Source organism: Chlorobiota bacterium, assembly GCA_016710285.1.
In the GTDB taxonomy this organism is placed as follows: Bacteria; Bacteroidota; Ignavibacteria; order OLB7; family OLB7; genus OLB7.
The window spans coordinates 924,528-937,151 of sequence record JADJXR010000001.1; the positions used below are offsets into that span (position 1 = coordinate 924,528).

Below are 12,624 nucleotides of genomic sequence, written 5' to 3' on the forward strand. Positions count from 1 at the left end.
TTCAAGTAGGCATAAAAAAAGCCCCAGCAACACGCTGGGGCTTTTCTGTTTTTGCTTTGTTTTTTTTCACCTCACCACCATCACTCGTTGCGCTATCACTCCTCCGGGTGCGGTCAATCGGCAGAAATAGATGCCATCCCGAGAAGCGTTACCAACGTCGTCGGTTCCATCCCACAGATATTCATACAGGCCAGCTTCCACCATCCCCTCATCAATCAGCCGCACACGCCGGCCAAGCGCGTCGAAAATCTCCACGCGAATTTCGGCTGGCACGGGAATAATGCACGAAAATTCCGTCACTGTGCCGAACGGGTTTGGCACTGCCGGAAGCAGCGCAAACCCCGCGCCCTGAAGGCGGGAATAATTCCCCACCCCTGTTGTGGTTCCTGTGTCTTTTCTGGCTTCGTCGCCATCGGGGCCGCGTGTGGTGTCGCGGTAGTCGCGTCCACCTTCGGCTGGGGGAAGGATATACTTGGCCCGAACAATCATCACGCTGTCGCCAACGGCAACCACGGTTCCATCGCCGGCAGCCATTGCTGGCAAATCAATTCCGACGCTGGTTTCTTCTTGCTCCCACGTTTCGCCGCCGTCGGTGGTGATCAGCATCAAGCCTTCCGGGCCGCTTACCCAGCCGGTGTCGTTATTCGGAGCAAAATGGAAATCAAACAATGTTTTCTGATATCCACTCTTTTTTTGCTCCCACGATTTTCCTCCATCGCTTGTTTTTGCAATCAACCCGTTGGCACCGATTGCAAACCCAGTTTTTCCATCCAACAATGCCACCTTTGTTATTTCAGGGAATTGGCTTAGCACATTATCCTGAATATACTCCCATGTTTTTCCTCCATTTTCTGTTCGTTTTATTATTGGGATTGGGGGCTTGTAGCTGTAATCCATGCCAACAACAAAGCCATTCAATTCATCGGAGAAATGAATTTTCGTGAGCATTTCTCCATCTTTTTCTTGTGTTAGCGGATACCAATTTTCGCCACCATCTTCCGTGCGCAATATCACCCCAATATCCCCTGCTGCCCAGCCGCGTAATGAATCCAGCATAAACACCGTGCGCAGGTCCACTTGCGTTGCGGTTTGCACCGGTTGCCACTGTATTCCGTTGTCGGTGGAACGAACCATATTTCCGTATTGGCCAACGCCGATAAAGGTGCAATCGCGGGCGGCAATGGCATTGATGCGGTATTTGGAAATTCCTTCAATAATTTCCCACGAGCGCCCGCTGTTGCTGGTGCGGGCAATTATTCCGCTGTCGGCAGTGGCCACCATTGTGTTTCCGGTGGAAGCAATTCCGGTGAAAATAATTCGGCGGAGCAACGAGTCGTCAAGATTGATGCGGGAAATAATCGGCGTAAAATCAATCCAGACTGGGTCATCCCGATCCAGCAGCCGCTCGTAAAATCCGTAGCCAAAAGTGGAAATCCGCAGCGTGTCGAATCGGTTATTTCCGTCGTTGCTTGGGGCGTACACCATCTGGTTCACCCCAACAACCGGAAGCCCTTGCTGCAACGGATACCAGAACGCCCCACCACTGCGGGTTTTGAACACGCCGATGTCGCTTGAGACGTACAGCATATCTGGGTTGGAAGGGTTCCGTTCAATATCCCAATAATTGATTGTTTCCGGCAGGTTTCCATCAATGCTGTCCCAGCGAACGCCGCGGTCCGTGGTGCGGTAAATTTTTGCTGGCTGGCCGGGTCCAAACCCGGTGAAGGCGTAGGCAGTGTTCGGGTCCCAGCGGTCGGAAACAACGGTGTGGACCGGCTCGCGCCCGGGCATTTGCACGGTGCGGCGGGTCATGCTGCCGGGCGTTCCCTCGTAGATCTTCACGGTGGAGGCCGTGGTCCAGAAGGTGACGTAGGCCGTGACCGATGCGCCGGCCCCCACGTTCATTGCAATCCGCCGCGCACTTCCGTCGGTGGCAATCGTGTAATCACGCGCGGCGGTGGTGGCGCGCCGCCAGCGGTTGGCGGTCCCGTCGTGGTAATACATCCAAGCGGTGTCGGCGGTGAAGGCTTGGTTGGTGTTCAGTTTGTTCATGGTGATGGGGTTCATCCAGATCATCGCCATCCCATTGGAGGTCTCGGTGAAATTCGTTCCCCGCTCGGTGATTTTCCAGCGAGGGAAATTTCCGGAGCCAACCCATGAGTTGGCATACACCACGTTCGGATCGGTAGGATGGATAGCAATATCATCGGGCCCATCGCTGCCGTAGGTATGCTCCCAGTTGGCAACCACTCCGTTGCTGGTTTCGCGGGCGATGCTGAGCGTTCGCAGCGTTCCGTTATCCTGGGTGCCGCTTATCATAAATCCGCCATCGCTCCAGCCAATATCAAGCCCGTACGATTGCAGCGGTGAGTTCCCGAGGAACGGCACATCCACGCTGATTGCCCCGGTGGATTCATTCCGATTGAAGATGCCGCCATCGTTGCCGATGTAGAGTTGGTTGCTGTTGGCGGGGTCGAACGAGACGAACAGGTAATCATCATGGCCACCATCAATCCCAACCCAACGGCTTCCGCCATTGGTGGATTTAATCAACCCCACCGAGCCAGCATAGACGGTGTTCGGGTTGGTTGGGTGGACCGCAATGCAGTTCACATGGAACCCCTGCCCCGCCCGCATGTATCCAAGAAGACCATCTATCGGGCAGACGCGATCCCAGCGCCCGCCGCTGTTGGTTGAGCGATAAATCCCCCCGGCCCCGGCGGAAGTATCGCTGATTGCGGCGTACAGAATCGCGCTGTTGGAAGGGGCAATCGCCAGCGAGAGGCTTGTGCCAAGCGCGTTTTGCGGAAGCAGACCCGTGTTGGAAGAATCCCAACGTTCGCCGCCATCGGTGGATTTATAGACACCATAGGGGAGCACCCCCGGAAGGCCACTTGCCCCGGGAATCTGAGTGCTGGCCACATAGATTACGCCTGGGGTGCGGCGGTCGGCAGCCATGGAGTTAAGGGCGATTTGCGGCACGCCACTGACCACCGTTTTCCGCTGCCACGTGGCCCCGCCATCGGTTGATTTCAGGAAGCCAAGATCGGTGGAAGCGTAGATGATGTTGGTATCAAGCTGGCCGCTGGTGGTTCCATTGACCAAGCCATACTCCATTCCAGTAACGGCGCGTGGGGTAAGCGTTTCGCCAAAGCTGCCGGTGATGGTGGCGCGCGCCCAGGTCTCGCCGCCGTCGGATGTGCGGAAGATTCCTGCGCCGGCATAGCGGGCCCAATCGCCAGTGCCAACAATCACCCGGCGGAAATCCGTTGGGTGAATTTGGAACGCACCAACTGCCGGGTTTGGAAGATTCTTCCCCATGTTCCGCCACCGATACGGCGAAGAAGAAGTGCGCCGCCAGCGGAAATAGATTCCACCGCTGGAGGACCCAATCACCGGGATCCATTGCAACGTTGCCGGGTTTTGCCACCAACGGATGGAACGGATGCGCCCTTGTGTGCGGCGCACCGCATCCCCCCGAATGGTTGCCCAGCCGGTTGGGCCAATCGCCACCCAGCTTCTGCCACCGGCAAGCACCGCGCCTTTTTCGTTTGGCCGCTCCATCTCCGCTTCGGTTGGCATCGCCAGCATCTGCTGGTAAGCGTCCCAGTAGCCTTCCGGGTTGCTGTTGTACCAGTAGCTGTTTTTTATTGGATTGTAGGCCCCTTCTTCCTCCTTTTCCCCTCTGCCATCCGGCTTGGCCGCAGGGGGCTGCGGGAAAAATGGACTTTGCTGCGCCGAAAGGTTTTCGGCACACAGCATCACAAGCAGGGCAGCAAGGAATGGGAGCGGGCGGCGGTAGCAATCAGCAAGGTTCATGGCCTTTTCATCAATGATGTTGTTCTTGCACGCGCTGTTCAACCGTTGAACAACCGTAGCTTCGGCCAAAGATACCCTGGGCTTGGTCACGAACCTTTTGCCCAGCGGTTACGCCATCGCAACGGGGAAAAAATTGGGAGATAGAGATGATTGGAGGAGGGAGTGTTCGAAGCGATACAGGCCACCCACTGGCGGCGTTCGGGCAGTTGATGCTGGCGCAGTGAAGCACCGCAGGCCGTTGCGCTTTTGCAATGCCGGAACCGCAGGAATTGCGGTTTCCCCCCATCCATTTTTTTTAATTCGGCCATTGCTCAGCTATCAGTTTTCCACCCTTCAGGCCGTATCTTTACGCCGTTGTCGTCGTTAGGGGCGGCTGATAATCCCCACAAAGGAAGCAACCAAGAACCATTATGAAAACGAACGAACAGGACGCTCCGTGGTGGCAGCAGATGCTGACACGCAGGGAAGCAAATAAGACGATCGCGAAAATTGGGATTGCCACGCTGGCGGCCGCCGCTACTGTGGGCGTTGTTGGCTGCGGCGATGACTCCGAAGACTTTGACGATGGCTCGACCGAAGTCCAGCAAGATGCCCTTGAGCTTCAGAAAAAAGAGGGCTGGAACGCTGGCTCGACCGACAAGCAGCTGACGTTCACCGGCAAAACCGGCACCGATAGCCAGGGATCAATGGACTGGGCCAACTACAACACCAGTGCCGCTTTGCTGAAAGCCTGGGGGGTGAAGAACTCCGCGTGGCAGCCGTACGTTGTCCCGACGTTGGTGCAGGCGTTGGACCAGGCATCGTTAAAAGGGCAGATCGGCCCGGTGTTTACCCCCGCCATGCGCGAGGCATACTCGCGTGGGTTGGGAATGCGGGAGATTCTGCAGAAGAGCAAGAACCCCGAAACCACCATGATCGTGGTGGATATTCCGGGACCGGAAGCCGTGGCCTACGCCGCAGCCCTTGCCGACGTTGCCGACCCCGTCATCACCTTCGACAACTGGCCGCACCCGCTTGGGGTGGTGAAATCGCACGAGACGTTGGGGGCAATGCTGTACTACGCCGCCGAGGTCTCCGCAAAAGCGGCCAAACGCACGGACAAAGCCGCAGGGGCGTTGGTGCTGGATGCCAACCGCATCGTTAGCAATGTTGACCCCGATACGCAGTTCGACAATCGCTATCTGGCCAAAGTCCCCACTGCCGATAAGCTGCAGGCGATGAAGACCACGAACGTTCTCTACGCCGTCTCCGATAAAGGGGTCACTGCCGAGCGGGACGACCTGAACGAAGATTTCGCGGCCTACAAGGAGAAAGGGATCAACGTCTCGATGATCGCCCTTTCGGACTTCACCCCCGATCCCAACGAGAAACCGGATTCAGCCGCAAGCCTTGCCGGAAGCGGAACAACCACAACAACACACCACACCGTGTATCACTACGGCGGAAGCCCCTTCTTCTCGCCATGGTTCTTCTACCATTATCCGGTGTTTATCGGCTCCGGCATTCCGGCGGCATCAAGGCTTCCGGCCACCAGCATGCGGGGCAGCACCTACTCCCCAGCACGCCGCCCAACAATGTTCAGCGGGCGGACGGTTGGCGGCGGAAGCGGCGTTGGGAAGCAACGCCCCAGCGGGTTCGGGCGCGTCTCCACACGGGTTGACGGAACCGGACGCACAACCGGAATCCGCAGCGGAAGCAGCGGGTCCTACGGGCGCAGCAGCGGAAGGGGGTACAGCGGATGAACCGTCGCGGATTTTTCTCCAACCTCTTCAACCGCCGCCGCGAAGGGGACCCCTTGTTCTTTGGAATGCAATGCGTGATCAATGTCTATGGCGAGGACACGCTGCGGGCACAGCTGTACAACGTGATCAACCAGCAGATGCCGACCGAATCGCCCGGCGAAAAGTTCCTGTTCTACAAGCGGATCACGGCGGTGCTTCGTGAGAACATCCACTTTTTTGAGTATGGCTACTGGGACTACATCACCGACCGCGACGATGCCACCGCCGAGTTCGACGACTGGGTGGCCGGCATTGAAGCAACGTCGGCCACGGTCCAAGAAGAGCTTGGGAACGAGGTTGACGAAGCCTACCGGATGAGCAGCGAAAAAGACTACGTGGTGGTGACGCTGGCCTTCATTCTGGAATACACCGACAGCCTGACCCAGTTCATGGAGATGATTGAAGGAATCCCAGAAGAGGAGTACTTCACCCCCTCCGGATTCCAAACGTTGATCGAGGCAGTGAACTACATTGACTTTGAGTATGCCATGGGCGATGCCGTTTTTATCATGCCCGGCAACGACCAAGATGGCTTCAGCTGGTCCGATATGCGAAGCGAAGGCTGGGAGTACCTGAAGCCGATCATGGGAACGATTGGCCTGTAGGCCCCTCAGGGAACTGCTGCAGCGATGACCGGCACCGAACAACACGGTATCAAACAACAAAACGCCCAACCATCTTCAAGAATGGTTGGGCGTTTTTTCATTGATGTTCTTTTCACCCTCCCTTCCCAACTTCCTCATATCCCTTTCCAACTTCCCTCCAAGCCTTCTCCTCGGTTCGGATGCGGATCCGCAGAAGCACGGTGTTGATAATCGTGGCGGTGATCGCCGTCAGATACGCCCCGAAGATCATCGGGAACAGCAGCAGCTCCACGGCAACAACTACGTAGTTCGGGTGGCGCAGATAGCGGTACGGCCCGTGCGTTGTTGCCGTGGTGCCAGGCACAACAATCACCCGCGTGTTCCAGTTGGGGCCAAGCGAGCGGATGGTCCAGTAGCGCACCCCCTGGCAAAGCACAACAATCGCCAACAGCCCGGGCCAGAACGGGTTCACCGGGCGCGACAGGTAGATAACCTCGGCAATCATCCCCACAAACCAAAGGGTGTGAAGGGTGATGATGGCGGGGTAGTGGTCGCGCCCGAACTCAATGCCCCCACGCTGGCGCGCTGCCGCCTCGTTCCGTTTGGCGATCCGCACTTCGGCAAGCCGTTGCAGCAGGATCAATGGAACCAGCAGGTGAAGCGGCGACCATTGCATCACATCAAAAACCGTCATGGCGATTCGGCATTGTTCTCTTCAATCCTTTGTTTCCCGCCATGCCGGCGATTGGGGGAAAAACTACAGCTTTCCTGTTGATGGAGTGAGTGGTGGGCAATCTCCCCTTCCCGCAACCTGTATCCTTTTTTGCGGAAGCACCGCGCTGTGGGGCTTTCTCGGTTATCTTGCCAGCCGTTTCCAACAACCGACACACCGAAAACAACAACCGCACAATGGCAACAACCAACGTCCTTCTTGTTGGCGAAAGCTGGATCACCAACGCAACCCACTACAAGGGGTGGGATCAATTCAGCAGCGTCACCTACCACAGCGGGGCCGCCGATCTGCTTTCGGCATTGCAAGCCGGGGGCATCAACGCTGAGTACCTTCCGGGCCATGCCGCCCCTTCCGATTTCCCGATGACCCTTGAAGGCCTGCAGAAGTACGATGTCATCATGTTGAGCGACATCGGAAGCAACACCCTTCTGCTCCATCCCGACACGTGGCTGCATGGGAAGCGGACCCCCAACCGGCTGAAGCTGCTGCGGCAGTTTGCCGAATCGGGCGGGGGGCTGGCGATGATTGGTGGATACTACAGCTTTGCGGGCCTGCAAGCCGGCGCACGCTACGGCGGAACCCCCGTCGAGGAAGCTCTTCCAGTAACCATCTCACCCTTCGACGACCGGATGGAGGACCCCGAAGGCTCGCCGATCACGCTCCATCACCCTTCCCATCCAATCCTTTCCGGAATCGAAGGGGAGTGGCCCTACTTGCTGGGGTATAACCGCGTTGCCCCCCGGCCCGAATCGCAGGTGCTTGCCACGGTGGGGGCGGACCCGCTGCTTGTTGTTGGAAGCTACGGCACGGGGCGTTCGTTGGCCTGGACCAGCGATGTTGGCCCGCACTGGTGCCCCAGCGAATTCGTGCAATGGCCCGGATACGCACGGCTGTTCCAGCAAGCCGTGCGGTGGTTGGGGGGGAAGGAGTGAGCTTAGGTAGCAGCCGATTTCGCGCTGCCGCCGCGCCCCCCTGCTTCGCCGCAAGCGGCTGCGCGTCCCCCCAATGCTGGGAGGAAGAGGGTTCTGGAAAGATTCCTTGTTCACTGTTGCCAGGTCATCGCCTGCAGGCTCCTCCCCCAGAATTGGGGGAGGCGGGGAGGGGGCGACCACGGTGGCAGCTGGCATTGCGTTCGGTTGCTTCGCCCAACACCGCCCCGATTCAATCAAGGCGGCGGCCCAATCAGGCATTCCACATCGTGCCGAACCTTCTTTTCATACTCTTCAACAATGTCCCATTGGTTTCTGCTGTTGTTGCTTGCGGCCTTGTGGTCGCCGTCGTTTTTGGCGATTAAGATCGGGCTTCACGACATCCCCCCGCTGACGCTGGCCGCGGCGCGCCTGGCGATTGCCTCGGTGCTGACCTACGGGCTGATGCGCTGGAAAGGGGGAAGCCTTCCGGCCACGGTTGAGTTCTGGAAGAAATTTGCCGTGATGGGGCTGTTCGCCAACGCGCTTCCGTTTGCCCTGCTGATGATTGGCGAGACGCTGAGCTCCAGCGTGCTTGCGGCAATCGTCAGCGGGTTCACTCCGGTTGGCACGGCAGTGATTGCCCATTTCATGATTGAGGGGGAACGCCTAACCGGGCGGACGCTGATCGGCATCACGATGGGGTTTCTGGGAATTGGCGTTCTGTTCCTGCCAACGTTGCTCAACGGAATGGGGAACCAGCAGGAGGGGAACAACGTGCTGCTTGGCTTGATTGCCTTTGCCGTGATGGCCCTTAGCTACTCGGTCGCTGGGGTTTATGGCCGGAAGGTGTTGCGTGGGTATCCGCAATTTGTTGGACCAACGGCGCAGCTGATGGCCGCCACGCTGTTGCTGCTGCCGTTTGTTGTGGCGTTCGAGTGGGACCAACTGCGGGTTCCTGGGCTTCCTTCGTTTGGGGCGGCAATGTGGCTGGGGGTGGTGGCAACGGGGTTCGCCTACGTGGTCTATTATCGCTTGTTGGAAATTTCCAGCGCGACGTTCCTATCGCTGGTGACGTTCCTTCTCCCTCCGTTCGGGGCATTGATTGGAGTGATTTTTTTGGGAGAAGAGCTTGCATGGAGCGCGCTGGCAGGCTGCGCCCTGATTTTGGGCGGAGCCGGGTTTGTGCGGAATACGGGGGGGTGACGAAGGATTGTCGTCGGGATCGTTTTTCTTGAATAAAGGGAGCTTGCCAGCGGTTTGCTGGCAAGTTTTTTTTTCGCCTATGCGACTTTTTACGGAGCTATGTCAATAAGCAGGCAGACGTACGTTATTTGCCCAGCATGAGCAACAACATTGCCCAAACATCGGACCAGAAAGCACGGGAGCAGAACTTCCTACGGTTGTTGCTGCCTGTTCGGAATCAACTGTTCCGGTTTGCTGTTGCATTGATGCGCGACTACGACGACGCGATGGATGTCACTGCCGAAACAATTCTGATTGCCCTGCAAGGATACGATGAACGCAGGCCCGAAGCAGGATTTAAATCCTATCTGTTCACCATTGCCACACGCCTGTGCCGGCGAATGAAAGCGCGACGGAAATGGTTCATCTCGTTGCAGCCGGAAACCTCGGAGGCGATTGCTGGGAACGCGCCTTCGCCAGATGTTGCTCCGGACCTTGCAGCACTTCGTGAGGCACTGGCGCAGCTTCCGGCACGGCAGCGCGAGGCTATCACATTGTTTGAGCTTGGGGGATTAAGTCTGCAAGAAATACAGCAGATACAAGGGGGATCGCTATCGGGTGTGAAATCCCGCATTGTTCGTGGCCGCCAACGGCTTGCGGAGCTGCTTGGTGCCACCACCGAGGGATGTACCGATCCGGCAATGCGCCCAAGCAGTCCCCAACGTGATAAAGGAGCCGCCACTCCTCTTCTATCATCCATGCAACCATCGCAGAGCCATGACTAAACAACCGACCAAACGGCCATTGGATTACTGGTTCAACAAGTTGCGGAGCAGCACAGAGTTGAGCGAGTATCAGGTACAAATGATCATTGCCAGTCATACGCCACGGCGGCGGCGATCCGCCATTGCTCTACTCATTCTTAACAGGAGGTTCATCATGTTCACGGTTCTTCTCATGTCGCTGGTGTCTGGTTCGCTCTTCATTGCCAGTTTGGATGGCGAATCCACAGCGTCCCGGCCGCAATCCTTATTTGGAAGCACGGCATCTTCCCCGCGTGTTGCTTCGGTCCAGAAGCAAACAACACTTGAGAAAGTGCCGAAGGTTGTTGTATCAGGCTCGGCAACAAAACCTCTGGTTCGGCAACTCTCCCAGCCATCTCCCAAACCAACAATCACCGAGCCTCCGCACATTCTGCAGCGGCAGGGCATTATGGCGTTGGAGCTAACCACCGAAGAGCTTGCAAAAATTGGAATTCAGATGTTGCCGGATGGAGGGATGAGGCTGTACGCAGGTCGGCCAAATGTCAATTTTTTTAGAAAAGATTCCCATGTCGTAGAAACCCATACCGCCACATATACCATAACCGCTGATAGTGGAATAGAGGACCGGATTCCTCGGCAATTCAGCCCGGCAGGAATTGATTGGATTCCTCACTCCCCAATAATTTTCTACACCGAAAACAATCAGCTCCATTTATTTCGGAGGGTTCCGAACGAAGCATACGACCGCCACGTTAATGTTCGCCGCCCCCGAAAAACTGCTGCGGAAGAAGCCGCCGACCGTCACTTCTGGGATAGCGTAGAATACTCTCGGTTTGTTGAGCCAATGATTATGCGATGGGTCGTTCCGGTCAATATCAAGATTCAAAACGGCCAGCGCACAATTTCGCTCTGGTTATCAGTGCGGCGTATCGCACCGTACTTACCCGATCGCTACCGGATTCCGATTGAGGCGGAGATCAAGCGATTAACGGAGATTGATGAGCAGCAGGCAAAAGAACTCTCATCGAAAAAGCAAACGATCATCGCGTATGATATTAGCAGAGCACCAGACGAGCCGGAAGAGGACACCAACGCCTATGCTATCCAACAACACCGTCTGATGGAGCAAGCCCGGCCTGGCGATCCAGTGATGGAAGTGTGGTGGCAATCGGCCGGGGCCGTGATGGTGCTAAACGTCACCCCAAACCCTGCCCGCGACGTTGCCGAGGTATCGTTCCTGCTGGAAGCTCCAAGAATGGTGGCTCTTGATTTGTACCGATACGATGGCCAACGGGTCAAGCGGGTTGCCGAGGGGGTTTCGTTGCCAGCGGGCCAGCATCAGCTTCGTGCCGATCTGCATGGTATCCAACCCGGACTCTATCTGCTTGGCATCACCACCGACCGCAGCGAACAAGCATTGCGCAGAGTTTACGTGACGCAGTAGCAGAAAAAAATAGAGTTCGCCGCATTTCAGTTCCACCACACTCTGCCGGAATTTGACATCTGCTTAAGCGATGGCAAATTCCGGCAAAACTTTACTCCGCTCGGAGCGAACTCTCGGTTTTCAGATACTCTGTCGGCGTTTCACCTTCTACCTTTTGTTCCCACCTCTACTCAGGAGAGGGTGATAACCTTAATCTGCTTCACCACGCTACCTTTCATTCTCCCCGAACTCCTATCTTTGCTCCCACTTCTGCAAGTCCAACCTTCTATCAATCACACACATCACGAACAACCGATGATTGAACGCATTCAAGAGCTTCTGGGGGCCGAGGCCGACTACCTGCTGAACCACACCAGCACCACCATCCCGAAAGAATCGCTGCACCTGACCGGGCCGAACTTTGTGGACGAGATGTTCACCCAGTCCGACCGCAACAACCGCGTGCTGCATAACCTGGCTTGGATGTACGCCGCAGGGCGGCTTCACCGCACCGGCTATCTTTCCATCCTTCCTGTGGACCAGGGTATTGAGCATTCGGCGGGGGCATCGTTCGCCCCAAACCCCATCTACTTCGATCCAGAAAACATTGTGAAGTTGGCGATTGAGGGGGGATGCAACGCGGTGGCCAGCACCTACGGCGTGTTGGGAATGGTTGCCCGCAAGTACGCCCACAAAATCCCATTCATCGTCAAGATCAACCACAACGAGCTTATCACCTACCCGAACAAGCACGACCAAATTTTGTTCGGCACAATCCAGCAAGCCTACGACATGGGGGCCGCCGCAGTGGGGGCAACCATCTACTTCGGTTCGCAGGAATCGTCGCGGCAGATTCAGGAGATTGCCGAGGCGTTCGCCCTTGCCCACGAGCTTGGAATGGCCACCATCCTGTGGTGCTACTTGCGGAACAGCGCCTTCAACGTGAAGGACGACAAGGACTATCACGTCTCGGCGGATCTTACCGGCCAAGCCAACCACTTGGGGGTGACAATCCAGGCCGACATCATCAAGCAGAAATTGCCGGAGAACAACGGCGGCTACAACGCGCTAAAGTTTGGCAAGACCCACAAGAAGGTGTACGAGCAACTTACCAGCGACCACCCGATTGACCTTTGCCGCTACCAAGTGGCCAACTGCTACATGGGGCGCGTTGGGCTGATTAACTCCGGCGGGGCCAGCAGCGGCGAAAGCGACATGGCCGAAGCCGTCAAGACTGCGGTCATCAACAAGCGGGCCGGCGGGCATGGGCTTATCAGCGGGCGCAAAGCCTTCCAGCGGCCAATGGCCGAAGGGGCCGCACTGCTGCAGGCCATCCAAGATGTCTATCTGGAACCGCAGGTGACGGTGGCGTAGGCAGCGGGGCAGACAGCCACAGAAATTAGCACGGCGTGATTCGGAGCGGCTTC

At 57.0% G+C, this 12,624-nt stretch carries 9 protein-coding genes; 7 read left to right on the top strand and 2 right to left on the bottom strand.

The annotated features are described in order from the left end of the window. Positions 1–66: 66 nt before the first annotated feature. Positions 67–3,888, bottom strand: coding sequence for a T9SS type A sorting domain-containing protein (locus tag IPM61_03275; protein ID MBK8910326.1), 3,822 nt, complete (start codon positions 3,886–3,888; stop codon positions 67–69). A 341-nt stretch (positions 3,889–4,229) separates the two neighbouring features. Between IPM61_03275 and IPM61_03280 the strand changes: the two genes are divergently transcribed. Both IPM61_03280 and IPM61_03285 read left to right on the top strand, forming a co-directional pair. Beyond that, the gene (locus IPM61_03280) at positions 4,230–5,561 is read left to right on the top strand and encodes a hypothetical protein (GenBank protein MBK8910327.1); all 1,332 of its coding nucleotides are present in this window, start codon (positions 4,230–4,232) and stop codon (positions 5,559–5,561) included. Then, positions 5,558–6,205 carry a hypothetical protein gene (locus IPM61_03285; GenBank protein MBK8910328.1) on the top strand — a complete coding sequence of 216 codons (648 nt, stop codon included), beginning with the start codon at positions 5,558–5,560 and terminating at the stop codon, positions 6,203–6,205. The genes IPM61_03280 and IPM61_03285 overlap by 4 nt, the downstream gene beginning before the upstream one ends. Positions 6,206–6,317: 112 nt before the next feature. Here the strand turns inward: IPM61_03285 and IPM61_03290 are convergent, their stop codons facing one another. Then, the gene (locus IPM61_03290) at positions 6,318–6,860 is read right to left on the bottom strand and encodes an isoprenylcysteine carboxyl methyltransferase (GenBank protein ID MBK8910329.1); all 543 of its coding nucleotides are present in this window, start codon (positions 6,858–6,860) and stop codon (positions 6,318–6,320) included. Between the two features lie 233 nt (positions 6,861–7,093). Here IPM61_03290 and IPM61_03295 point away from each other — a divergent pair, with 233 nt between their 5' ends. The 5 genes from IPM61_03295 (at position 7,094) to IPM61_03315 (ending at position 12,571) form a co-directional block, all read left to right on the top strand. After that, the gene (locus tag IPM61_03295; protein MBK8910330.1) at positions 7,094–7,849 is read left to right on the top strand and encodes a cytoplasmic protein; all 756 of its coding nucleotides are present in this window, start codon (positions 7,094–7,096) and stop codon (positions 7,847–7,849) included. 297 nt (positions 7,850–8,146) lie between these two features. Next, positions 8,147–9,031, top strand: coding sequence for a DMT family transporter (locus IPM61_03300; GenBank protein MBK8910331.1), 885 nt, complete (start codon positions 8,147–8,149; stop codon positions 9,029–9,031). A 137-nt stretch (positions 9,032–9,168) separates the two neighbouring features. Beyond that, positions 9,169–9,795: an RNA polymerase sigma factor gene (locus IPM61_03305; protein MBK8910332.1), complete on the top strand. Its 627-nt coding sequence runs from the start codon at positions 9,169–9,171 to the stop codon at positions 9,793–9,795. A gap of 154 nt (positions 9,796–9,949) precedes the next feature. Next, positions 9,950–11,218, top strand: a complete 1,269-nt coding sequence (locus IPM61_03310; protein MBK8910333.1) for a hypothetical protein — start codon at positions 9,950–9,952, stop codon at positions 11,216–11,218. A 294-nt stretch (positions 11,219–11,512) separates the two neighbouring features. Beyond that, a complete protein-coding gene (locus tag IPM61_03315) occupies positions 11,513–12,571 on the top strand; it encodes a class I fructose-bisphosphate aldolase (protein MBK8910334.1) in 1,059 nt (352 codons plus the stop codon). Positions 12,572–12,624: the final 53 nt, after the last annotated feature.

Coding starts and splice junctions, on each gene's coding strand:
- IPM61_03295 (MBK8910330.1), top strand. CDS start 7,094: ATGGCAACAACCAACGTCCTTCTTGTTGGCGAAAGCTGGATCACCAAC.
- IPM61_03315 (MBK8910334.1), top strand. CDS start 11,513: ATGATTGAACGCATTCAAGAGCTTCTGGGGGCCGAGGCCGACTACCTG.
- IPM61_03285 (MBK8910328.1), top strand. CDS start 5,558: ATGAACCGTCGCGGATTTTTCTCCAACCTCTTCAACCGCCGCCGCGAA.
- IPM61_03300 (MBK8910331.1), top strand. CDS start 8,147: ATGTCCCATTGGTTTCTGCTGTTGTTGCTTGCGGCCTTGTGGTCGCCG.
- IPM61_03310 (MBK8910333.1), top strand. CDS start 9,950: ATGTTCACGGTTCTTCTCATGTCGCTGGTGTCTGGTTCGCTCTTCATT.
- IPM61_03280 (MBK8910327.1), top strand. CDS start 4,230: ATGAAAACGAACGAACAGGACGCTCCGTGGTGGCAGCAGATGCTGACA.
- IPM61_03305 (MBK8910332.1), top strand. CDS start 9,169: ATGAGCAACAACATTGCCCAAACATCGGACCAGAAAGCACGGGAGCAG.
- IPM61_03290 (MBK8910329.1), bottom strand. CDS start 6,860: ATGCAATGGTCGCCGCTTCACCTGCTGGTTCCATTGATCCTGCTGCAA.